Raw genomic sequence first — 22,764 nt, forward strand, 5'->3', positions numbered from 1 at the left:
CCCCGGCCTTTATTCGTTTTAAAGCAGACTGGCAAACCAGGTCCCCATGAAGGTTCCGACATAGTTGCCAATGAGGTAGCCGAACGTCCCGACCAGCATGATCGGGGCGACAAGCTCGCGCCAGCCTTTCCCGATCGCCATCGCCGCTGCAGTGGTCGGACCGCCGACTGCGGCGTTGCAGGCCAGGAGAATCTCTTCGAGCCGAAAGCGGAGCGCCTTGCCGGCCGCCAATGAAACCAACAGGTTGGTCATCGCAACGACAAAAACAAACGCTAAAAGGAGAGGCGCATTCGTCAGGATGATTCGCAAGTCCGCAGGAATGCCGATCACGACAAAAAATAAATAAATCAGATAAGTGCCGATTTCCTGTGCACCGCGAAGCTTTTGAAAGTAGCGGGGAAAAGCAAACGTCGCGGAAAGCGTCAGCGTTGTCAGAAGCAGAAACTGATCGCCGAGAATTCCGGATAAAAACTGAATAAAAACCGACCCGCCGTCAGATGGGAAAAGCCCTTTAAAAAAAGAAGCCGCTTTAACTGAAACGGCAACAATCGCGAATGCCGTTCCCAGATTCATGGCAATGTCTCTGAGCGACATGTCTTTTCTCTTCCAGTATGATTCGGCCCGATTTTTTCCGGAATCGGAAATACAGGCAGAGGGAAACCGTTTTTGAAACCATTTTAGCGACGGTATACCCATCAAAATAAAAAAGAGCAGTGCCATCATAAAATTATCGGCAACAACGGTTGAAGAGACATATTCGCCCGGAGTTTGAAACTTTGCCGCCATCGCCGCAAAATTAACACCGCCGCCGATATAAGAAGCGCTGATCATTCCGCCGATTTTATCAAGGTATGGAATCTGATGCCTGAACAAGAAAAACGCAAGTATACTGCCGATGACCGTGCCGACGGAGCTGATGCAGAAAACGAGCAGAAGCCGTCCGCTTTCTTTGAAGATTTTCCGTACATTGATTTGAAAAAGCAGCAAAGGAATCGCAAGCGGAACGACATACGTCCACACCGCGTCATAAACGGGCGACTCGGTCGGAAGAACGCCGACATTCGTAAAGAGCATCGCCCCACCAAGCGCGATCACCGCCCCGGATACAGCCGAAGCCCAGCGGTATCGCTGCTCCAAAAAGATGCTCACAGCCGCCCACACCGCAATAAACCCCCAGAGCACCCACATATCATCAGGTGAAATCAAAGACGAATTCATGTAAGACCCCCTCTTCGCATTGAATATTTTGAATTAACTGATAATAAAACAGTGTAATAGGGAACAGAGGATTGATCAATAGCAAACATTCGCAAACATAAAAAAATGAAAAAAAGTAGTTGACGAAACAATATAATCTGCATATAATAGAACTTGTCAGTAAGACAAATACCCAGTGTTACATATCATGATTCCGTAGCTCAGCTGGGAGAGCGCTACCTTGACAGGGTAGAGGTCGCTGGTTCGAGCCCAGTCGGAATCATACCCAAAACCCTTGCATAGAAAGGGTTTATTTTTTTTGTTCTTTTCTAAAAAACAGCTCGAAAAATTCAATTAAGTAAGCGGAACTTTTTGGCTGGTACCTGCCTGTAAGACCGTGGGTGCCAGGATATATAACTTAGATTGCGGGGCATACTTACAATTTAGTATAATTTTACCTATAGGAGGGGGAGAATTGAAAGAAACACCATTTTACAAAACAAACTGGTTTACCATACTTATGATAATTGTACTTTTTCCAGTCGGTTTAATTCTAATGTGGGTTAATAAAAAATGGACGGTTTTAACACGCATTGTCGTTAGTTCCGTAGTTGTTGTTTTAGCCGCGTTAGGGTATTTTACTCAAAGTCCGCAGTCGGAACAAGTTACAGCACAGGTCAAGGAACATAAAGAAAAAACAAAGCCTGCGAAGGCACCGAACAAAGAGGAAAAACCTCAAAACAATCAAGTAGTAATAAAAGATAATGGAATAAAAAATATAAAAGAAGAGACAAAAAGCGAAAAAGAAGAGCCCGAAGTGACAGACAAAGAAAAGAGTAAAGAGGAGATACAAAAAATAATTGAAAACACTGTCGGTAAAAAATCTGGTAATGAACCGAAGATAAGTGACTTGGAAGTATCGGATCTTCTGGAATCGGATACAAAAACCGTTAGGACAGTCAACGCAACTTTAAACGGCAACGATAACCTCACCACAAACATGATTAAAAAAGGGATGCTTATAGAAGCCGAAAAGGTTTTCCCGAAAATTTTCGAAGATAAAAAAGTAGGTCGAGTTATTCTTACGTGGAAATTCCCATTAATTGATACGAAAGGTAATTCGGAATCGAAAAAAGTGCTATCGATTCAAATTGAACGAAAAACAAACAATAAAATCAATTGGGATAATTTCGATCGCGATAACTTTGCAATCGTCGCCGATCATTATTACGAGCATCCCGCGCTAAATAAAGAATAACATACCGCCCTGTCCTTAATCGGATGGGGCGCTTTTTTACGTTAAAACAATTCCTTAAAAATACTTGAGGGTACCGGCGCGCTACAGTCTATAATTGGTATTAATAGAATAAGAACGTTTATAAAACAAGCGTTGACTTAACGCTAATATACCAACGTTTGACTTATCGGATCACTATCGGCTACCTTGGCAAGGTAGAGGGGGCCAGTCGGAATCATACCAAAAACATTAGTATGAAGCCATTCTCGAGATATTCGAGAATGGCTTTTTACTTTTCACTTTAAATAACATCTAAATCGTAGCAGCGATAAAGAAATCGAATACTTATTCATCATCCAAACGCATTTGCTGTTAATCATGTATGGAATTGATTCGATTGTTGATTCTTTATAGGGGATCATTAAGAATTTTTCATCGACGAAACTCATCACATCATGTGATCAAGTTTTGATAGCAGGCAATACGATCCGATTTTTTAACAATGGGTGTATTTCATTAAGAAATAAAGTATAGAGATTAAGCAATCCTTTTTAGGCATTGACACAATTGTGTAAAGACAATCTGCAAGAACATAAGCAGTCAAATACAATCTTAATAATAAATAAGAAGGAAGTGATTGGCTTGTTTCACCGTCAATATCCTGTAAATCCATATTCTTATCCTATAAGCCCATATTCTTTTCCCATCAACCCATATCTCATGTATGCCAGTGGTCGTCCGTGCCCCGTATTGCCTCCTGGCGCCTGCCAATATATATTGAATGATGAAGGTTATTGTGAATTAGTGTGCATTCAGTAGAAACATTCATTTTACATGGGAAGTATCGCAGCTCTCCATCATCCTACCCTTTTTAAAAAAACTATTTTTCACTAGGAAAAGCCTTGAGTCTTGAAATTTTTGGGCTGTGATCACGCCGCGTTAAATATCCGGTTAAACCAAAATTCCTTGGCAACTCAATTTTTATAACGATTAATAAATTGTGCGGAGGAGAAGGGAAATTAAAATCGAAGGTAAACTATCGAGAATGTCCAAAGTTCCGACGTTAAATCTCTTTTGAGCTAATGTTAAGTCAAGGACGACAGGGAGCAAGCATATTGGCAGATGAACGACTAAGGGAAGAACCCCCTACTTACCAGGCCCATTTATAAGCAGCTAATGAGTCTTCTCAAGATTTCCATGAAGTAACTGAGCGGTATATTTTGAGCCATCCATAATGTTTTGGTAAGGATCATTCGCATTATTTACCCCGAGAATCTTAGCTGGGCCAGACATGAGCTGCATCAAGCCCATATCCCAGCATGTTAACGAAAGCTTCAGTGTTGAAGTTTAATTCCTTTAATTGCGGTGATTAGGTCAGGATTAACACGTATTTGGAGAAGAATACTTGAATAAGACCCATCAGAAGAAAAAGTACCAGACGATGATCCGACAAGAGGAGGTTACAAGCCCAGTTTGAGGAATATATCCAGATTTGATTTGCTGTTTAAGCAATTTGATCTGCTCTTGTATTAGCATTTCTTGTTCATTCTGATAGGTTTCTAGAGATGTCCCGGTTTCGTTTAGAGAAGAGAGTTGGCAGATCGGCCATCTGCAAGCATTTCCTACTATCCTATATTCATCGATATGTGAGGTGTTGCCTTTGACTACTTTTGTAGACAAAACTGTGAATAGCTTGAAAAGTCTTTTAGATCACAATGGAACAATTAAACTATTTGGCTCAGAAGGGTATATTACCGAGTTTCAAGTTACCTTTTCTAATTACGGAGCACGGGATGAAATTCAAAGTTTTGAATTGATACACAGCATATCCTTCCCTAAAGATTACAAGAAATTTTTAGAACAACATAATGGTGCTCGGATTTTCGACATTATTTCAGATGGTGAGAATATAGGTGGAGGGTTGCATTTATTTAGCCTTGAAGAAATTGAAGAAGAATTAGAATATGTGGAATTGTTTGAGGGTATTAACGGGATTCCAATAGGTCATCTCTTGGAAGAATGTCACCTTATAATTGACAAGGATAGACTTAAACAGGGTGATCCTAACTATCTCTATTTATTTGAGGATGGTCTAGACTACAAGTCACTAAATCTTAACTTTGAGATATTTTTAGATCGTTACATTATGTGTCAAGGAGAAGCGTTTTTGGAATGGAGTTACAGAACTGCGGAAAATTATGGATAATGCGGAAGACAGTCAGTATTGGCTGTCCTTTTTTGTACCTAAATAGAATAGTTTTTTTGACCTAATTAATAAGATTCATTTTCATGGATGAACAGGATTTATTCACCAATCCCCTTCTATAAAGTGGTAAACTTTATACTGATTGTAACTTTAGTATTAGAGGGGAATGCCATGAAAACTCTTGACGTTCAGGCGTTGCACGATGCAATTGATCACACGCTAAAACAATTAAAAAAACAGTCGGATGAAATGGCTAAAGTCAAAAAAAGTGTTGAAGCCATCACATCTCTTGACGATGCTTTAAAAGGAAAAGGCGGAGACGCGATTCGTGCCTTCTACGAAGAATGCCATACACCGTTTCTCAAGTTCTACGAAACTTTCATTGATGAATACGAATCAGCTTTAAAAAAAATCAAAAATGCGCTGAATTCTCTTGAACCGAATCACAACGGATATATATCGCAAGCCTTTCTCGATCATGACTTAGAAAACGGCTTGAACGCGGCCGATCGAACAACAAAAAATCTGGTCTCCAAAGCCAACGCCACGATCGCGAAAGTCAGCCATATTGTCGATTTGCCGGATTTGAATGACAACGATTTTCATGAACACAATCAGAAAGCGAAAAAGGAAATCAGCAACACTCTCGAGAAGCTCCATGCTTTTGACAGGGAGCAGACCAACGCTCTCAATACCGCTGAATCAGATCTTGAGACGATGCAAAACTACATAACAAGGCTTGAAAAAATGTATACGGGGTCTAAAATTGAAATCACCGGCTATTAAAAAGGCTTGATTTTAAAACCGGATGAGATGGATGCTTTGCGCGGGGATCAAGAGACAGCGATGGGAGTCATGTTGGCTAAACTAGATAAGAGATCAAAGCTCGAAAAAGAAGTTAGCGAAGTTAGTGAACATGATGTTAAAATATACAAGTTAAAAAAGAAACTTGATAGGACCTTGACAATGGTGAATATATTAAAATTGCTGATGAGATTGGATATGACAATCTAACAACTGAACAAAAAGTGATTTACAATCTAGCTAAATTTAATAAAACCGGCGATGATATTCTTAAAGGTATCGGCGTAGGTCTCAAAGATGTGGCAGTTGATACAGCTACCGGCATATGGGATACAGTAACCCATCCAATAGAAACCTTAGAGGGCATTGGTTATACCATTACACATCCTGTTGACACATTCAATGTCATGAAAAAGGGGATTGAAGAGTCCTTTGAGCGGGATGTCATCAATGGTGATGCCGAAAGCAGAGCGAGATGGTTCACCTATGCTACTGGAATGGTTGGCACATCTATTGTCGGTACCAAAGGTGCAGATAAAGTAGGAAAGGTTGCAAAGGCAGGGAAGGCCGGTCAGGCTGGAGCCAAAGCAGCGGAAGTTTCCAAGAAGGCTGTTGGAAACGGCATCAAGGCTTCTAAAAAGTCAATCCAAAGCGCAGCATCAAAGCTAAAGGAAGTACAAATTCACAATCCTTTCGCTCCGCAAGTTCAGCTTGCTGGGGGAGGAAGGCTTCCTTATAATGTTTTTGATGGTCAGAATATTAAGAGCAAGTTAATACAACAAGCAAAGAAAATCTCTGATCTAAGCAGAAAACCGTTTACAGGTGGGAATATTTCGGTACCATGGTTAAATAAAGAAAGGTATAATGCAGTTGAAGTCAAAGGTAAAGTAAAACCAAGAGGAAATTTAAAAGATGTTGACAGGAGGATTTATCAACTTAAAAACATTGACTTCAACATGAAGCATCCAAATAAAAATATAACTAATTTGGAATTAATGAAAAGCGGAAAAGCGCCCATTGGGGAAGATGGCAAACCAATTAATTTACATCATTTAATACAAAAAGAGCCTGGGACAATGTTGGAGATACTTCATACCACTCATAAAAAATACCATAAAGTACTGCACCAGTTAGTGGAGAAGGGGGATAGCTTTAGAAATAATCCTGAACTGCAACAACAATACGATAGTTTCAGAAGAAAATACTGGATGTGGAGAGCGGAAGAATATGAAAAGAGCTTGAAAGGTGGATCTCAATGATTACCAAAGAATTAATTATAGACTTTATTAACAAGCATGCTAATCCCCATGATTTTACAGGAGGAATTAATGAGGAAAAAATTAAAAAAATTGAAGAAGACTTACAAACCTCTCTTCCTGAAAGTTATAAATGGTTTTTAAGAAACTATGGCTCAGGCGGCTCTTTTGGCGTCGAAATATTGGGGCATGGACTCGTATCCCCTGAAGTCGTAGAGTTCACCAAAGACTATAGGGAACTTTATAATTTACCAAATCACATTGTCGTAGTCGTTGAAGTGGATGCATTTGCTTATTGCTTAGATACACAAAAAATGGATGATGGAGAGTGTCCTGTAGTTACATGGGTTTATCAAAGCGGATATGATCACCAAAAGGCTTCTAACTTCCTTGAGTTTTTATGGGAATATTTAAATCAAGCTAAAGAAGATTGGTACGAGGAAGAATAATTTAATATATTCAAGCTCAAGCACTTAACCTTTGATTAAGTGCTTTTTTGTTTAAATCAAGAAAAATCCGATGAGGATGATGGTCGTCATCTTCATAGAAGGAGCGGCTGGAAAATATGAAAAATTGAGCCTGCTTAGTCAAAAGAGCTCACCCAGAGCACTATGATAGAAGAACCTGGCGCAATGCCAGAAATTCCAAATAGCTGGCACACTAAATATAGCAAGGTATTACATGAATTAAAAGGAAATGGAGAGCTAAACAATTAGAGAATCAAGATTTAGAGGTGATTTTAGTGAACTATTCGCAAGTTGAACAATTCATAAAAGAAAATGTTGAAGATGATGACTTTACAGGTAGAATTAGCATCGAAAAAATTAATGAAATTCAAGAAAGCCTAAACGTAAAACTACCCGAAAGTTATAAATGGTTTTTAAAAAACTATGGGGCTGGTGGAATTTATGGTGTGGATATTTTAGGTCATGGAAAAGTTTCACCCAGAGTAGTAACAGTTACTGAAAACTACAGAAATCACTATGGTTTAATTGATGGTATCGTAGTGATTGAATACGTAGATGAATTCTCTTATTGTCTTGATACAAATAAGATGGAAGGTGGAGAATGTCCAGTTATACTTTGGGAGAATCAAGAGGATTATGGTCGAACAGTAGCTGATAATTTCCTTTATTTTTTTATGGAAGAGCTTGAGGAATCTAAAGAAAACTGGGAAGAAGACGAAGATTGGGAAGATGAAGAGTAATCAAAGTAGCCTCATCCTTATTAAGGGTGAGGTTTTTATTTTTGGAAATTGTAAGAAGGGATTTTCGTTCAAATAATTGTTAAACATAAAAAAGCCCTATAAACTATAAGTAAATAATGGTTTTTAGGAGATGGGGACGTGTTAAATGAAAAAGAAGCACTCCGATAAGAGTTGAGCAGCTTAAAGATGCTGAGATTAATGTCATGCGTAAACTTCGAATGAGATTTACGCAAAGTTGTATGAATTAGACAGTCAAGATGATTCATCCATAACGAATAAAAACATCATTAATTGAGCTGGTAAGTAAAAGATTTAGTTTCCACCCTTAGAAAGCATAAACTTCGTACAAAAGCATCGTGAAGCAGCATAAAGATTTTACAGCAACATAAAGGTAAAATAAGAGGCTATAAGCTTCAAAAAGAAATTGAGAATGCCAATAATCAACATGACAACTTTTATGCAGGGATTGATGAAATTCCATCTGGTAGTTGAACAATAAAAGTAATTGGGATCACCTAATTTACAGGTCATTGATAAAGCATTTGAGAAAATGAAGAAGATTGGTACAGATAAGTATAAGGGGGCCACTTCATCAGCTATAATAATGATGTATTTGAATAAAGACAGATCAATAGCTGCTTCATATCCTTCATATAGTAAATAGCCTTCTTAAAAGGAGAAAAATAACTTATGAAGCATTTTTATCAATTTGAAAAAGACCCATTCGGTGATTTAAGAATAATCTTGCCAAAAGAAATTAATATTTTTTCTGATTTCATTGAAAATATTATGACAATAGACCAAGCGGATGAGTATATTGATTATTTGAATAAAGTTTTAAATGGAGAATATGAAGATTTTGAAATTCAACTCAATGCGGCAAGCGTAAGCATAAAAAAAGATGTAACCGTTGTTGAACATTTTTATAGAAATGAACCACCGTATAAAAATAAAATTTCCTGAAAGAGATTAATTATGTGAAACGGAAATACCATTGGGAAATGGGACTCATGAGTACAGAACAGCAGAAGAAGATTTTATTAAAAGCGCCTTGTAAAAAAAGAAGAAGAATTTAAAAGAGTGAGCAGGTGATTACATGTTATCCCATTTATTGCAGCGTATCGAAGAGATTGAAAATCAGTATCAAAAATCGATAATGACACCTGCAAATGAAAAAAATATTGAACTGGTTAAAGAATGGATTTCTAAAAACATTAAAAAAAACCTTTGGATAAAGGAATATGGAGATTTTTTAAGAAAAGCGGATGGATTAGAGTTCAATGGCTTGATTATTTATAATGCAAACCCTAATGACGTCAATAATGGAATTATCGGCGCAAATGAAATATGGCACGAAAACGAATGGAACAATAGATATTTATTTTTGGGGGATTCTGATATCTCTTGGTACTGTTTTGATATTGACTATAATGTTTTTGTTGAATTAGATAAACCGAGCGGAGATGTGGTTGAAGAATTCACAAGTTTCAACAAAATGATTGAAGAGGCAATAAACAGTGTAATTTAAGTGAATGACTAAGGCTCTCTGTAAGGGAGCTTTTTCTTGAGAGTTGTGGATGAGATTGATCAGCTCCAAATTTCTCGAAAATTCTGTGAAGAGCATCAAACAAATTGGATTTAATCAAAGCGTTTATAGTTAATAGAAACAAGTATTAGAATGACAGAATATTTTGATAAAATTGCAACAAAAATGGTTGCCTTTATCTCTTAGTCAAGGTGCTACAGCGGTACTTTGGGCAAGAAAGCTTAAGCAATTGACAGACTAATTTTTATGCAGGGATTGATGAAATTCATCCGGTAGTTGAAAAGACTATCGACGGTCGATATGTTCTCAGAAAAAATAAAGTGAACACAATGAATGAAAGTCCTTCTGAGTAAGGGCTTTTTTGTTTAGAGACTGTTAAATTGACGTATCATAAAAGGAAACGTATATTCGGTTGTGGTGAGATATGAATCCTGTTATTTCTAATGAATGAACAAATGCTATTCACGAAAAATTCATTATTGATCTTTGTATTCATGCAATAGAGATAAGGATGAAGAAAGCCGAATCAGATAAAAGTAAAGAACTGATCGAATATTATGAGGATAAATTAAACAAGCTTTTTTCGATAAGAAAACAACTTAATAATTATTTAAGAAAGGAAAACACAAAGATTCAAGAAGTTGTCGTATGTGATGATATGTTTGAGGAGTATCCTTATTATATAAGAACTGAAGAAGGAGGAATAAAGGAGGGGGCTGCGAGGTATTGGAAAGCTGCGTTGAAGTTGCATATGAAGAATAAATTGAAAGAGCTGTAACTAGATGATTAATTTGTCGATATATTCACTTTCTTTTAAAAATTCCTAAATAATTTCTGTGTCATTCCCTTCTTGTGCTATAATTCTTAATATATGGAAAACGAAAGAATATAGGAAAGGGGTTTGAAAGTTGCCAAGTGAAAGTGTAATTCCTTATGATTTAGTAGCCACTAAAATGAATTTTTGGTATAGCAGGATTAAGAATAACGACATCGGTAATGCGGAGAAAGTTAGAAGAGAAATACAACAAGAGATAAATCAAATGGAAGAGAACCAAGATGTCCTTATCTATTACTCTCTATTAGAGTTTAGACATAAACTTATGCTAGCATACATTTACCCCAACGCAGTCAAAGACATTAAGGAAACCTACGGTGACATCAGGGGCTACGTCGGAAACAGAGAATTGAACGGAATGTTAGAATATTATTACTATTTCTTTACTGGAGAATACCATTTCCGACAAAAAGAGCTTACACACTCATTAACATATTACCGAAAAGCAGAAAAGTGCCTTGATACTATAGATAAAGATAATATAGAACTCGAAAAGGCTGAATTTTATTTTAAACTTTCAGAAATTTTTTATCATATGAAACAGACACATTTTTCAATGAATTATGCGATGCATGCATATGACATATTTAAAAATCAGCCGGAAGTTGACGGAAGTGCTACATACGGTGTCAAAAAAGTACGATGTCAATTCATAATATTCGGAAACTTGGCAGATTGTTATCAATACGGCAAAGCCTTGAAACAGGCGCATGAGGCTTATAATGAGGCTAAAAGACTTCACGGAAAAGAAAAGAATCGTGGACATTTATTACGTTCCTCGCTGTTTAATATTGGTTTATGTTATAATAATATGGAAGAACTGGACGCATCTGTTTCCCATCTTTTTAAAGCACTTGAAATAACCAAACCAGAAAACCATGATTTTATGGCAAGAACGTTGTTCCTCATTGCCTATATTAAGGGAAAACAAAAAGACCTTACGGGGGCTGAGACATTTTATAGACGATCACGGGAAATTGCAGAAAAGTACAAAAATGACGTGATACTTGCTAAGTTAAAGATGGTGAAAGGGCTGTTCTTATCCGAGGACTTAGGATTAGTAAGGGAAGCGTTCAAGATCTTCGAGTCGAAAGATATGTATCCTGACATGGAACACTATGGTGAGTCGATTGCGGACATCTTAGTGAACAAAAAAGATGCTTGGGGTGCTACTGACTTTTATCGACTGGCAATTGAGGCAAAAAGACAAAAGCAAAATTAGTCATCTGTGCAGTTCTTTTATTAGGTGTCGTAACTACGGTAGGTGCTTCACTTGTTAGCCAACAATGATACGATCAAAGTCGCGGAAAGAACTGAAACTTAATTTCAACCTACAATATCGATTAAAGAAAACCCGCCTTTTGGGACTGACCCCATTTTGAGACAGGGATTAAAACACCTTTTATACAGCCAATTGCCGATAGTTTATCGGTGATTGGTTGTTTAGTTTCGTTTGAAAACGAATATTGTTATAATATAGAACGTTTCAGACTTTAGCGAGGAATGAAACGATTCGATGGAGGCATATTGGACAGGCTCATGGTAATGCCTCTTGCTTTTACGGCTTTCTGATACTCATAAGAAGTATACACGGAGCCTTGGTCACTATGTAGAACACAGTTCTCAGGCAATACTGGGAGCTGGTCAAGTGTATGTAAGACAGAGGCAGTATCTTGCTTTTCTCCAATGCTGGAAGCAATGACTTCTCCATTGTACAAGTCCAATATACTGGACAGATACAATTGTTTCTGTCCATAAGGCAAGTACGTGATATCCGTTGCGAGTTTTTTGAGAGGACGTTCGGAATAAAGTCCCGTTCCAAAATATTCTGAGCCACGGCATACGGCTGCCCCGTATTCCTGCCGTTTCTTTACCTAAACACGGCACTGCCAATGATTCTTCTGCATAATACGTTGAACAGTTTTATGGTAAATGCGCATTCCCTGTTTTAGTATGGCAGTGATTTTGCGATATCCGTATCGATACTTGTGCTTTCGGCGCAACGTGCCGATTTGTTTTTCAAGATCTGACTTGATGATTTCACGCAAAAGCAAAACCCCTCAACTGAGGGAGTTTGATTTTGAAGCTTTTTATCCTGAATTGCATATTTGTTGAGATAGTGATTCTTTGTGACATCGGTACCTTTATGGTCTAACAATTGGGGAACATCTCTAATTCCATCTATACTCCAGCTATTTGACGATTAGCCTTTAACGAATTAAGAAGGGATTGTAATACACCAAACTGGTCAGACAGCATTGTAACTTAAAGATATGAAAGTTTAATAGGGGAATTTGGACAAAGAAGAAATTTACAGAAATAGAACGCCGTCAGAAGTTTGTGATTGAGAAAGTGAGTTTTATAAAGTAAGGGTTAAAAGATGCACAAAAGACAGTCAGCATTGGCTGTCTTTCTTTTTTGAATTCAAACGGGGAGGAGTTGTTAACCTGGATGATTTGATTCATTTTCGTGGTAGGGCATGATTTATCCACCAATCGGTTACCGTGAAATAGTAAAATAATAATTGATAATGAGGGATGAATAAAGGTTTTTGATTCTAAAGCTGAACATAAGAGATTTATTATATGAAATAGACTAATTACAATAAAAATAAACACCCCTATAAACAGGAGGACATAAAGTGTTTTTTTCAACATTCATAGATCGGTTGGCCTTATATGATTTACACAGAAAAAGAAGTAAGGATAAACATTTTTCTGCTTTTTCGTTGGATACAATTGCTAGAGATGAATTCTACAAATCAAAAATTGCTGATGTCTCAATTATTCTGGATGAATCAAGAAAAAAATATATGGTTGGAACATTCAGCTATGAATCCTTAATTCCATCAGGGGATCTCGTCAACGATACTTTAAAAGGGGAGGTTTTTTTTAACAAAACGGATATAGATAAACCCAATGTTATCTTTGTCCACGGCTGGCGAATGGATTCATACGATCGAATAAAAAAAATCTTTCATCATCGCATAATGAAAGATTTAGGTTGGAACATGTACTACTTTTCTCTCCCCTATCATTTTGAAAGAGAGCCGGAACATTCACGGTATAGCGGTGAATTGATGATCAGTGCGAATATTGATCGTACAGTTGAATCGACAAGACAGGCTATAGTAGATTTGCGAGCATTAATCCACTGGATAAAAGCAAATAAAACAGGTCCTGTTATCTTAGTTGGGGTAAGTCTAGGAGGATGGATTGCCAATTTAATTGCTACCCTTGAATCTCAAATTGATGTAGTGGCATCAATATTTTATGCCAATCGCCTTTCTTATTCGATATGGAATACAATTCCAGGTAAATTCATAAGAGAAGAATTAGAACAACATGGAGTGACTTATGAAGATTTAATAAGATATTGGGAAATCACAGATCCTAGTCAAGCCGTGCCAAAAGTTAACAAGGATCACATTCTGCTGATTTCTGCTAAATATGATCAATATATTGATATAAAAGATGCTGATTCTTTGTGGGAAAGTTGGGGAAAACCCGAAAGATATCTCTACAATTGCGGCCATGCCGGTATTGTTCTTTGCCGCAAAAAGCTAGCGTTAGATACGCTTTCTTTCATCCAAAAAAAATTAAAAAGGTAAAGATAAGATGCTTATACTCACGGCGTTGCTTTGGCTTACGAGTTCTAATCTTTTTTTCACAAACCCAGAAGATGAAAAAACCAGATGGGGAAGCCACATTAGCTTTTGTGGGGGGTTTTGGGGAAGGAGTGTTCTTCTATCTTATAATTTGGATCATTTCAAATGGATCTGAAACCAGAAAAAATGTCGAATCCATTGTTTTGATTTTAAAGTCTGGAAATTCGGCAAGTTCAAGTAACATGAAGGCCAGCCATCTTATGATCCCGCGAAATATTAGGTTGTCAGCTTTTAGAAGGAATAAGAAAAGAATATAAGTTAATAGAAGGCTTTTAAATAGCATACAGAAAAAAGGCGGCGATTCTATGCGAACGTATTATAATCAGAACAGATTCATCGCTGAAAAGCCTCCTTGCTTTCGTTAGCATGCCTGCAATCCGCGATACGTATGACTTTCTTTTTCAAAAGATACAGATTAGTAGAATATGGCTGTCTCTAATGTTAGTATATGATTATATATGGTTACTTCTTGACCGTAATTAAAGAGACAAAAAAGTTTTTTTGATCGTGGGGGAAGAGCATGGCGAAAAAAATGGCAAAAACAAATGCGGTTCGTTTGATAGAACAGCAAAACATCTCCTATGAGTTATTAGGCTACAAAACAGAAGATGGGCAAACGGTAGATGGCATCTCTGTCTCGGAGAAAATTGGTTATCCCGTCGAGTATGTTTATAAAACATTAGTTGCAACAGCGGGAGCCAATCAATATTACGTCTTTGTTGTACCCGTGGCAGAGGAATTAGATTTAAAAAAGGCGGCAAAGGCAGCAGGTGAGAAGAAAATAGATATGATCCCAATGAAGGAGCTTCTGGGGGTAACTGGCTATGTTCGCGGTGGCTGCTCACCGATTGGCATGAAAAAATCGTTCCCGGCCTATATTGATGCAACCGCAGAAACCCTTGATTTTATCATTGTCAGTGCAGGAAAAATCGGCATGCAGCTAAAGTTAGCACCTCAAGATTTAGCCAAAGCATGCCATGCGAAGTTTGCAGCAATTGTATAAGCAAAGATCGTGATCTTCTGTACGATTCATATTTATTTTTCATCTTAAAAAAGCTTCCCATTTCCCATCTCCCGGGTATGGGCAGCTAAGCGATCATGTTCATTGACGGCTCGCGAAAATTCATTTGGCTTCTGTCAGTGTTATCTTAGCCTTGTGATAAAGGAAAGAAGTAACTGCTTTTTTTAGAAAATGCATCCACGGCGTATTAAAATCCTTGAAGAGTATAAAAAAAATAAATGAATAACACTATTATTGTTACAACAACGAAAACTTCCTTAAAGTAGTTTTTCTCATCCTCTTTCGCTTGTTTCTGTTTTTTCATCTTTTCTCTGTACTTTCTTTGTATTTCTTTCTTTTTAATTTCAATTTTCATGATAAGACTCCTTTCTGAGCCATATACCAGTCATCAACTCGTCAACTTCTTCAGCCATTTTTTCTTTTCTGAATAACCAAATTAGAAACCGCTTCATCCCAGGATTGCAAACACATCCCCCGCACCTTCCTTGTCTTTTGCAGGCAACGATATTCTGCCACTGTTTAACATGTTTAATATCAGCCGCCGCTAATCAAAAAAAGTGGCCAAATCCTTGCTGCAGATAACGAAATCGCCTGCTGGGACATTCCCCGTCATCATTTTTAAAGGAGCTCATCTATTCTATTTCTTCTGAAAAAAGACGGAATCCCAAAACCAATAAATGAAAGCCGAAAGAAAGCTGAAAAGGTACAGTTTATACCATACAAACACAATGAGGCCATTACCCAGCAATAAGGCCGCGGTCGCACAAACGGCAAAAGAGATGATGAAGTAAGCAACCAAATATCGGCTGCTAAATTTTTGGGGGCTGCGATTTAAAAAGATTTGAACCGGTGCAGCAAAAATAAAATAAGCTGCAAACATGAAAAAACTTATCGCCATAAAAGATGCAAAACCATTATTCTCTAGAAACATCACTGTGTAAACGATTGTTGCGGATACAACAGAAAAGGCGGCGGTACACAAATAACTAAAAATTCCACTCAACATTCGCATTAGTTAACTCCTTTTCCGAAACAACTTTCAAAACAGCTCAAAAGCTAGCGCAAAAACGCCATCAAGTTTTTCATCCTTGTCAGCCTCAGGGCCTGGTTTTAACAGAAAGTCACACAATGTTATTCGCCATTATCGGGGATCAGGAGCTTATGTTCGATCGCCTCTGAAAGCACGATAAGCGTTGAAGAAAAACCGTACGGGCTGCATGAATCAAGAAAAGCGGTTAGCGATTCCATCGATGCGGTGATGATTTTCATCATAAAATTATACTCCCCGCTGATCCGGTACAATTCGATGACATCCGGGGATTGCGAGCAAAATTCCTGAAAGTCCAGACAATTGGTTGTCTTGAATAGCACGAATGCCGTGACGTCTTTACCGAGTTTCTTAGGCGAAAGAATCGTCTTGTAGCCGGCGATGATTCCCTTCTCTTCGAGCTTGCGCATCCGTTCGGTTACGGCCGGTTGTGTCATCGCGATCTTCCGGCCGATTTCGGCAATCGGCATTCGCGCGTTCTCATGAAGCAGTGATAGTATTTTACTGTCGATGCTGTCCATAGAGTTTTCTCCTTTATTTTATATTCCATAACGGTTTTTTTATCTTTAATATGAAGAATTCTTCTCCATTATAGCATGATTTATATATGTACATTGTAGATATAACCTTATAAAATGTCATTCAAAGATAAATTGAAGGAGTGGATTTCAATTGATTACCACAACATCACTTAACCTGGATACCCCTCTCACCATTGGCGGCATCGAACTTCGCAACCGATTCATCATGGCGCCCATGCAGCAGTACAAAGGCTCGCCGGAAGGTTATGCGACAGAACATCACGTTCAGCATTATTCAAGAAGAGCAAAAGGTATCGGCTTGATGATCGTCGAATCGACGGCTGTATCCGATAATGGCAGACTGTGGCCTAACGATATCGGCATTTATTCGGATCGACACACCGAGATGCTGAAGAGAGTAACCGATGCCGTTCATACCCGGGATACACCGATATTCGTTCAATTATCTCATGGAGGAAGAAAGTCGGCGCCGGAAGTGACGGATCGGCTGATTGCGCCAAGTGCAATCCCCTATGACGAATCATACGGAAAGCCTGCGGAATTGTCGATTTCCGAGATTGAGGCGCTTATTGAGGATTACCGGATGGCCGCCAGACGCAGCATTATGGCGGGTTTTGACGGAATTGAGGTGCATGCCGCTCACGGATTTTTGATTCATCAGTTCCTGTCGCCGATCTCCAATCTCCGAAATGACGCATATGGAGGGACGCGCCTCGGCAGGATGAAATTTTTGAAAGACACGCTTGCCGCCATTCGTTCTGAAACCGGCCGCAATTACCCGGTTATCGTGCGGATCTCTTCGACCGATTACATCGATGGCGGCCTAAATCCACAGGAACACGCGATGATACTCAAATCACTCGAAGCGGACGGCCTGCTTGACGGAGTTGACGTATCTTCCGGCGGCCTGCTGCCCATCCAGCCGGCCGATATCCATCCAGGTTACCAGTTGCCCGACGCAGCCGCCATTAAGCAGCATCTTCAAATACCTGTCATCGCCGTCGGAAAAATCTATACGCGCAGTTTTGCAGACCGGATCATCAGGGACGGACTGGCGGATGCCGTCGCGATCGGACGACCGCTGCTGGAAGATCCCGATTTCGCACAGAAAATGATCGGTTTAAAGGAGTGAAGCTTTCGGATAGAGCCAAAAAGAAACCGGCTGCCATTCATTCACCAAGCTCATAAGCATACCGCGGACAATGATCAGATTCCTTGAAATAAAAGGGGATATCAGAGTCGAAACACTTGTACAGAAGGCAGCAATTCGATCCCAGTCGGAATCGTACACAACGGTTAGAGATGTTATATCAACGTTTCTAGCCGTTTTTGCTTGCACGGTTACATGCGCAGGGTAGCGGCCCTTACAATTTCACCGAAGTGGAGACGCAGAGTTTGTCCCCAAATAGAACGGGTAAACGCGTGAAGAAGGAGCGCATGCTGCGAAAAACTGCGGTGATAAAAAATCGGAAAGGCATACGGAATCTACGATAGGGCAGTCGAAGAAAATGACGGACTCTTAGAAAAGCGCAATCCAAAAACGCGATGAGTAGGTACGTTATCCGAAAATAATTGTCTGCATGCAGGACGAGTTTTTGGAGTTTGACGACAGCTCATTTTTACAGAGCGTGAATCAGTGATTGATGAGCGTATAGACAAGGATTTCATTCTGTAATGTCTAATATGTTTGATGTCAACGAACTTTTTTGTTGAAATCCAATGGAGAAAGGTGAGATTCATTTGAACATTAGCAATGGGTGGATTGGAAAAGCTGTGGTTCATTTATTACTCATATTATCTGTTGCTGTGGCATCGTTCGGCTATCAAGCGATCGCCCACTCTAAAACTTCATCTCCAGCTCAGATTAGCAACCCGGAAAAGTCAATTGTATTAACGAAATTGAATGACAAAGTATGGGCGCATACATCGTATAATGATTGGAACGGCACAACCTATGACCACAATGGGTTAATCGTATCCACTTCAAAAGGAGCCGTCCTGATTGATACAGCATGGGGGGACGACCAAAAAACTGAAGAACTGTTAAAGATGATCAAAAAACATTTGAACAAAAAAGTTGTTCTGGCACTGATTACTCATGCGCATGATGATAGCATTTCAGGCATTCGGGCGCTGCTGAATGAAGGAATCGATGTGCGCAGTACACATTTGACAGCAAAGCTGGCTAAGGAATATGGATATCCTTCGCCAAATCCGACACTTGATGCAAACCCAGTGATGAAAGCCGGCGGCACAGTGATTGAAGCCTTTTATCCTGGTGAAGGCCATTCACAAGACAACATTACGGTTTGGCTTCCGAAATATAACATATTATTCGGCGGATGTATGATCAAATCATTAGATGCAAAAGATCTCGGAAATCTTTCTGACGCAAATGTAGAACAATGGGATGACTCCGTTAAAAAAGTAATCGAAAAATATCCACATGTCAAAACGGTTGTACCCGGACATGGGAACTGGGGAGATAAGAGCTTGCTCTTCCACACAATTGATTTGATCAACCAACATACCCAAAGCTAACCAAACTATGTTTCAACAGAAAGTCTAGAATGTAAACCCGTCGAGTTCAGTTCAAGCGCTCCTGGAAGAATGCGGGAAATGATCAGGTTTACCGCAGGCGCTAAAGGTACAGAAATAAAGATATAACGGACTTACTCTGGCAAAGACAAGGAGACATTGTTGACCTGAATGTTGAGTCAGCCCTTGCTGCAGGCTCGGCGGTGTTGGAAGAGGAAGTGCCGTTTCCGCGAAATTGAATGGCATGCTTGAAGCGGGCAATGGAGTCAACATAAAATGTAAATTGTTTTATGTTTACTTTTGATTCAACTGTGATACTATATAATTATAAAAAAGTAAACCAAAGCATCTTGTGACACCATTATGCTTATGTTCTGCTTAGAATCTGCATATACTAAAAAGGACCCGACTGCGGTCAACAGTCGAGTCATTCGTACAAAGCGGCCCGACAAGGGCTTGGCTCATATGTCATTTGAAATAGACTTTCCCTTTGAACTTTGGCGGGCTCAAGGGAAGTCTATTTTTCTTTGTTAGACAACACGGCAATTAACATGCCAAAAGCAATCATTAAAGAGATGACTTCATATGTTGTCATACGCATCACCCCCTTTCTAAGGGGATGAGCCAACTTCCCTTGAGTGAGCCGAAACTTTGTACAAAGAATATTTTACCATAACACTCTCAGTTGCCGGGAGTGTTTTTTGCTGTTCAAAAACAGCAATTTTGGGGGATTTTCGGGCGGTTCCCGCGGTTTTGTCGTCGGCCATGTCGCGCCTGAAGCCCAAGTAGGCGGTCCGATTGCATATCTTCAAACAGGCGATATCGTCACCATTGATAGTCAAACCCAGGAGATTTCATTCCAAATTACAGAAGAAGAGCTGAACCGACGGCAAGATCATTGGATTCAGCCTAAGCTAAAAGCATCTTCAGGGGCGCTTGGAAAGTATGCACGCTTAGTATCACCAGCGTCAAAAGGCGCAGTCACAGATATGTTTGAATCTTAAGAAAGTGGATGCATTTTCTCAGGCCATTCATTAGCCTGTTTTTCTTAATAGACAATTCATAAAAAACCGCTCAATCATCCTAACGATTGAGCGGCAATGCAAAGAGAACTTATTTTTTTACGGCATGGATATAATGAATCGTTTCGAATGCCGATAAATCATCCGTTCGATTCTTGAAGAAACGGTCATTTATTTCGGCTGGCGATACATGATCATAAATGAGCAAGCCGGCTGTTTCCAACATGTTCTCGATTTCATCATAAGCGAAACAAGATTTCATTGGCTCCCCGCTTGCTGCTGCCATTTTCACCATGTTTTCAACCCGATTGGATATTCCTTTTTCTTCAAATAATGTTTCATCTGCATAATCAAAAACGATAGAACTGCCTGATGGAACTTCGGCAAACAAATGATTGATCAAGTTTGAGATTTCTTCTTTTGTTAAATAATATGAAACACCTAAAAGGCTAAAGAATGTTTTTTTGTATTCAAACCCTTCATCTAGCAAATGTTGATAGGAAAACGTTTTGGTGAAGTCCATCGAAACAAAATGAAGATGACCCGGAATTTGTAAATCGGCCTCATCCAGTCTTTTCTTTTTAAATTGCTGTGTAGCTGGATAATCGACTTCAAATATGTCTAAGCGGTTTTTCAATTCTGGATGCCGGAAACAAAACGTATCTAAACCGGCGCCTAGTATGACATACTGTTTTAATCCCAACATCACTTCATGAAGCAATACTTTTTCGCAATACGCAGCACGTGCCAAGGGTGTTGGAGAAAGCTGGACTTGAGTGATCCATTTCAACATGTTTTCCGGCTCATCTTGAAATCTTTGAGCAATATCTTTGTTGAAAAACTGTATTCCTTGAATCATATTTTGACTGATATCCGCAAACTCTTTTTCGGTAATGAGATCTTTTGCAATAAAATCATCGAAAATTTTGGGTGTGTCGTATGCGCTGTGATATGCCCGCCCAAAAGCTGATATTAAGGAAGTTAAACTGGACTCATTTTGTTTCATCGCATGATCTTCCTGCATAAAAAAAGATTCCCCCGGCCAGGAGAATCTCATTATACACAAAAAAATCATATAGGTAAATTATAGCATAAATAATTTTTTTTGTCAATATAAAATTGATCAGATGACGATATTTTTTATCCGCCGCAATTAAGGATTCTGCATAAAACAAATACACATTCATTTCTGTTCATCAAAGCGAGTATCTTAATGGTAAGACGTGTGATGGAGGATGTGACGTGGGATACTTTGTTTATGTAGAACCAGGCGTAAAGCTATATGTGGAGGATATCAATCCCGAAAGCAGCAAGACCATCGTTTTTTTACATGGCTGGCCGTTAAGCCATAAACAGTTTGAGTATCAGTTTAATGTTCTGCCGGAAAAAGGATTCCGCTGTATAGGAATTGATTGGAGAGGATTCGGGCATTCGGATAAGCCGATAAGCGGCTACAATTACAATCGATTGGCGGCTGATATTCGCCATGTAGTGGGCGCGCTTCAATTAAACAATGTCACACTCGTCGGCCATTCAACAGGGGGAGCCATCGCGATCCGGTATATGTCCCGGTATAATGGTTATGGAGTATCTAAACTTGTCCTTGTAGACGCTGCAGCTCCTGTGGGCTTCACGAAAGAGACTGCTGATCAATTGCTTCAGCAAGCGTTGCGTGACCGCCCTAAAATGATGCGTGACGTAACAGACACTTTTTTCTTTCGGTATATAACAGAATCATTCTCAGACTGGTTTTTTCAATTGGGGCTGCAGGCGGCAGGGTGGTCAACCAAAGCGGTTATCAAGATGTTAAGGGATGAAAAGCTTTATACTGATCTGCCGAAACTATCAGCACCTGCTTTTATCATTCACGGGATTCACGACAAAGTGATTCCATTTGCACAAGCTGAAGAACTGCATCAAAGCATCAGGAATTCGCAGCTGATCCCCTTTCATTACAGCGGCCACGGCCCTTTCTGGGAAGAGCGGGAAAAATTTAATCGCATCTTGACGCAGTGTATTGGAGAATAGCCGCGACAACGGGATGATCCAGGCTTATCATCGGGAACTTCCCCGCTTCAGCTTCGGCATCCGGATAAAGTATTTTGTAAAACAGCGGGGCCCAACCTTTGGGTTTTCGAATCAGAAAGGCGCACTTGCACTTGCGTATTCGCGGGAAGCTCTAATGATATCTCATCAAATTTGCCTGCCCAAGGAGTTCCGCCAAACCAGCTTGGGGCATCTTCCTTAACAGGATACATCTTAAATCGCCAACTGATTTCACCGGGGATCTGCGCGAATCCTTCATAGCGGTCATACTCTCCAAATGAAGAAGGAAGGGGCATCCAGTCGGCATAGATGCCTACACTTTGCCGTTCCCGAACAGGACTCATCGGCAGATCTGTATACGGTTTTTTCACTTTCGTAATCAAAGCAGCGCCCCGGGCATTGGGGATATCCCTGACCGGATGAAGAACAATGCTGCATGGATAGGTGAACGTTTGCGCCTGGATTGTTCCTGCGTGAAGTAAGAATATGATCAGCAACACCGTCAGCCTTTTGAACAATATCATCGCCTCCACATCTGGCCATAGTTTACCCGATCTCTTGTTCAGAAATTCCTCAAGAATGGTTTAAGACT

Annotated in this window: 21 protein-coding genes, 1 tRNA gene and 4 pseudogenes; 17 read left to right on the top strand and 9 right to left on the bottom strand. The window is 39.4% G+C overall.

Features of this window, described 5'->3' with window-relative positions:
- Window positions 1-18: 18 nt before the first annotated feature.
- A complete protein-coding gene (locus R5H20_RS07000; RefSeq protein WP_006636883.1) occupies window positions 19-1,218 on the bottom strand; it encodes a DUF819 family protein in 1,200 nt (399 codons plus the stop codon).
- Window positions 1,219-1,407: 189 nt separating this feature from the next.
- Between R5H20_RS07000 and R5H20_RS07005 the strand changes: the two genes are divergently transcribed.
- Together R5H20_RS07005 and R5H20_RS07010 are read left to right on the top strand one after the other, a co-directional pair.
- Window positions 1,408-1,480 (top strand) — tRNA-Val (locus R5H20_RS07005).
- 192 nt (window positions 1,481-1,672) lie between these two features.
- Complete coding sequence (locus tag R5H20_RS07010) at window positions 1,673-2,455, top strand: hypothetical protein (protein WP_006638612.1); 783 nt, start codon at window positions 1,673-1,675, stop codon at window positions 2,453-2,455.
- Window positions 2,456-3,607: 1,152 nt separating this feature from the next.
- Here the strand turns inward: R5H20_RS07010 and R5H20_RS23550 are convergent.
- Window positions 3,608-3,745, bottom strand: a complete 138-nt coding sequence (locus R5H20_RS23550) for a lysozyme family protein (RefSeq protein WP_326073045.1) — start codon at window positions 3,743-3,745, stop codon at window positions 3,608-3,610.
- A 349-nt stretch (window positions 3,746-4,094) separates the two neighbouring features.
- Between R5H20_RS23550 and R5H20_RS07015 the strand changes: the two genes are divergently transcribed.
- The 9 genes and pseudogenes from R5H20_RS07015 (at window position 4,095) to R5H20_RS07050 (ending at window position 11,510) form a co-directional block, all read left to right on the top strand.
- A complete protein-coding gene (locus R5H20_RS07015) occupies window positions 4,095-4,640 on the top strand; it encodes an SMI1/KNR4 family protein (protein WP_006638610.1) in 546 nt (181 codons plus the stop codon).
- Between the two features lie 171 nt (window positions 4,641-4,811).
- Window positions 4,812-6,703, top strand: a pseudogene (locus R5H20_RS07020) (T7SS effector LXG polymorphic toxin).
- The gene (locus R5H20_RS07025) at window positions 6,700-7,149 is read left to right on the top strand and encodes an SMI1/KNR4 family protein (RefSeq protein ID WP_006638606.1); all 450 of its coding nucleotides are present in this window, start codon (window positions 6,700-6,702) and stop codon (window positions 7,147-7,149) included. The pseudogene R5H20_RS07020 and the gene R5H20_RS07025 overlap by 4 nt, the downstream one beginning before the upstream one ends.
- Before the next feature lie 168 nt (window positions 7,150-7,317).
- Window positions 7,318-7,416, top strand: a pseudogene (locus R5H20_RS23555) (hypothetical protein); the annotation flags it as partial.
- Between the two features lie 26 nt (window positions 7,417-7,442).
- On the top strand, window positions 7,443-7,907 hold the full coding sequence (locus tag R5H20_RS07030; RefSeq protein ID WP_006638605.1) for an SMI1/KNR4 family protein: 465 nt from the start codon (window positions 7,443-7,445) through the stop codon (window positions 7,905-7,907).
- Window positions 7,908-8,597: 690 nt separating this feature from the next.
- The gene (locus tag R5H20_RS07035) at window positions 8,598-8,870 is read left to right on the top strand and encodes a hypothetical protein (protein WP_006638604.1); all 273 of its coding nucleotides are present in this window, start codon (window positions 8,598-8,600) and stop codon (window positions 8,868-8,870) included.
- Between the two features lie 133 nt (window positions 8,871-9,003).
- Window positions 9,004-9,435, top strand: coding sequence for a YrhA family protein (locus R5H20_RS07040; RefSeq protein WP_006638603.1), 432 nt, complete (start codon window positions 9,004-9,006; stop codon window positions 9,433-9,435).
- A 529-nt stretch (window positions 9,436-9,964) separates the two neighbouring features.
- Complete coding sequence (locus tag R5H20_RS07045; protein ID WP_006638602.1) at window positions 9,965-10,231, top strand: hypothetical protein; 267 nt, start codon at window positions 9,965-9,967, stop codon at window positions 10,229-10,231.
- A gap of 130 nt (window positions 10,232-10,361) precedes the next feature.
- Window positions 10,362-11,510: a Rap family tetratricopeptide repeat protein gene (locus R5H20_RS07050; protein WP_006638601.1), complete on the top strand. Its 1,149-nt coding sequence runs from the start codon at window positions 10,362-10,364 to the stop codon at window positions 11,508-11,510.
- Between the two features lie 180 nt (window positions 11,511-11,690).
- Here the strand turns inward: R5H20_RS07050 and R5H20_RS07055 are convergent.
- Window positions 11,691-12,321, bottom strand: a pseudogene (locus R5H20_RS07055) (IS3 family transposase); the annotation flags it as partial.
- Between the two features lie 608 nt (window positions 12,322-12,929).
- On the opposite strand from R5H20_RS07055, the gene R5H20_RS07060 reads away from it, so the two are divergent.
- Window positions 12,930-13,898 carry an alpha/beta fold hydrolase gene (locus R5H20_RS07060; RefSeq protein ID WP_006638600.1) on the top strand — a complete coding sequence of 323 codons (969 nt, stop codon included), beginning with the start codon at window positions 12,930-12,932 and terminating at the stop codon, window positions 13,896-13,898.
- A gap of 577 nt (window positions 13,899-14,475) precedes the next feature.
- Window positions 14,476-14,958 (top strand): Cys-tRNA(Pro) deacylase, encoded by a 483-nt coding sequence (gene ybaK, locus R5H20_RS07065; RefSeq protein WP_006638599.1) that lies wholly within the window; start codon window positions 14,476-14,478, stop codon window positions 14,956-14,958.
- Window positions 14,959-15,163: 205 nt separating this feature from the next.
- Here ybaK and R5H20_RS07070 read toward each other — a convergent pair whose 3' ends face one another.
- The 3 genes from R5H20_RS07070 to R5H20_RS07080 all read right to left on the bottom strand — a co-directional run bounded on the left by R5H20_RS07070 (window position 15,164) and on the right by R5H20_RS07080 (window position 16,545).
- Window positions 15,164-15,331 carry a hypothetical protein gene (locus tag R5H20_RS07070; RefSeq protein ID WP_006638598.1) on the bottom strand — a complete coding sequence of 56 codons (168 nt, stop codon included), beginning with the start codon at window positions 15,329-15,331 and terminating at the stop codon, window positions 15,164-15,166.
- Between the two features lie 282 nt (window positions 15,332-15,613).
- Entirely contained in the window at window positions 15,614-15,982 is a 369-nt protein-coding gene (locus tag R5H20_RS07075) for a UPF0715 family protein (protein ID WP_224254486.1), read from the bottom strand.
- A 125-nt stretch (window positions 15,983-16,107) separates the two neighbouring features.
- Window positions 16,108-16,545, bottom strand: a complete 438-nt coding sequence (locus tag R5H20_RS07080; RefSeq protein ID WP_006638596.1) for an Lrp/AsnC family transcriptional regulator — start codon at window positions 16,543-16,545, stop codon at window positions 16,108-16,110.
- Window positions 16,546-16,696: 151 nt separating this feature from the next.
- Between R5H20_RS07080 and R5H20_RS07085 the strand changes: the two genes are divergently transcribed.
- Window positions 16,697-17,698, top strand: coding sequence for an oxidoreductase (locus R5H20_RS07085; protein WP_006638595.1), 1,002 nt, complete (start codon window positions 16,697-16,699; stop codon window positions 17,696-17,698).
- 608 nt (window positions 17,699-18,306) lie between these two features.
- Complete coding sequence (gene bla / locus R5H20_RS07090) at window positions 18,307-19,107, top strand: subclass B1 metallo-beta-lactamase (RefSeq protein ID WP_006638594.1); 801 nt, start codon at window positions 18,307-18,309, stop codon at window positions 19,105-19,107.
- 514 nt (window positions 19,108-19,621) lie between these two features.
- Here bla and R5H20_RS07095 read toward each other — a convergent pair.
- Entirely contained in the window at window positions 19,622-19,705 is an 84-nt protein-coding gene (locus tag R5H20_RS07095; protein WP_034325812.1) for a putative holin-like toxin, read from the bottom strand.
- A gap of 124 nt (window positions 19,706-19,829) precedes the next feature.
- Here R5H20_RS07095 and R5H20_RS07100 point away from each other — a divergent pair.
- A pseudogene (locus tag R5H20_RS07100) lies at window positions 19,830-20,108 on the top strand (dihydroxy-acid dehydratase); the annotation flags it as partial.
- A gap of 109 nt (window positions 20,109-20,217) precedes the next feature.
- Here the strand turns inward: R5H20_RS07100 and R5H20_RS07105 are convergent.
- Window positions 20,218-21,132 carry a class I SAM-dependent methyltransferase gene (locus R5H20_RS07105; protein WP_006638592.1) on the bottom strand — a complete coding sequence of 305 codons (915 nt, stop codon included), beginning with the start codon at window positions 21,130-21,132 and terminating at the stop codon, window positions 20,218-20,220.
- 236 nt (window positions 21,133-21,368) lie between these two features.
- Between R5H20_RS07105 and R5H20_RS07110 the strand changes: the two genes are divergently transcribed.
- Window positions 21,369-22,154 carry an alpha/beta fold hydrolase gene (locus tag R5H20_RS07110; protein ID WP_006638590.1) on the top strand — a complete coding sequence of 262 codons (786 nt, stop codon included), beginning with the start codon at window positions 21,369-21,371 and terminating at the stop codon, window positions 22,152-22,154.
- A gap of 47 nt (window positions 22,155-22,201) precedes the next feature.
- On the opposite strand, the gene R5H20_RS07115 is transcribed toward R5H20_RS07110, so the two are convergent.
- On the bottom strand, window positions 22,202-22,690 hold the full coding sequence (locus tag R5H20_RS07115) for a YoqH family protein (RefSeq protein WP_006638589.1): 489 nt from the start codon (window positions 22,688-22,690) through the stop codon (window positions 22,202-22,204).
- Window positions 22,691-22,764: the final 74 nt, after the last annotated feature.

The sequence above is a fragment of the Bacillus sp. KICET-3 genome (assembly GCF_033261025.1).
GTDB classification, from domain to species: Bacteria; Bacillota; Bacilli; order Bacillales; family Bacillaceae; genus Bacillus; species Bacillus sonorensis.

Excerpts from the sequence above, each read along its gene's own strand:
- R5H20_RS07000 (WP_006636883.1), bottom strand. The coding sequence starts at position 1,218 with ATGAATTCGTCTTTGATTTCACCTGATGATATGTGGGTGCTCTGGGGG.
- R5H20_RS23550 (WP_326073045.1), bottom strand. The coding sequence starts at position 3,745 with ATGGGCTTGATGCAGCTCATGTCTGGCCCAGCTAAGATTCTCGGGGTA.
- R5H20_RS07025 (WP_006638606.1), top strand. The coding sequence starts at position 6,700 with ATGATTACCAAAGAATTAATTATAGACTTTATTAACAAGCATGCTAAT.
- R5H20_RS07035 (WP_006638604.1), top strand. The coding sequence starts at position 8,598 with ATGAAGCATTTTTATCAATTTGAAAAAGACCCATTCGGTGATTTAAGA.
- R5H20_RS07040 (WP_006638603.1), top strand. The coding sequence starts at position 9,004 with ATGTTATCCCATTTATTGCAGCGTATCGAAGAGATTGAAAATCAGTAT.
- R5H20_RS07045 (WP_006638602.1), top strand. The coding sequence starts at position 9,965 with ATGAAGAAAGCCGAATCAGATAAAAGTAAAGAACTGATCGAATATTAT.
- ybaK (WP_006638599.1), top strand. The coding sequence starts at position 14,476 with ATGGCGAAAAAAATGGCAAAAACAAATGCGGTTCGTTTGATAGAACAG.
- R5H20_RS07070 (WP_006638598.1), bottom strand. The coding sequence starts at position 15,331 with ATGAAAATTGAAATTAAAAAGAAAGAAATACAAAGAAAGTACAGAGAA.
- R5H20_RS07075 (WP_224254486.1), bottom strand. The coding sequence starts at position 15,982 with ATGTTGAGTGGAATTTTTAGTTATTTGTGTACCGCCGCCTTTTCTGTT.
- R5H20_RS07080 (WP_006638596.1), bottom strand. The coding sequence starts at position 16,545 with ATGGACAGCATCGACAGTAAAATACTATCACTGCTTCATGAGAACGCG.
- R5H20_RS07095 (WP_034325812.1), bottom strand. The coding sequence starts at position 19,705 with ATGCGTATGACAACATATGAAGTCATCTCTTTAATGATTGCTTTTGGC.
- R5H20_RS07105 (WP_006638592.1), bottom strand. The coding sequence starts at position 21,132 with ATGAAACAAAATGAGTCCAGTTTAACTTCCTTAATATCAGCTTTTGGG.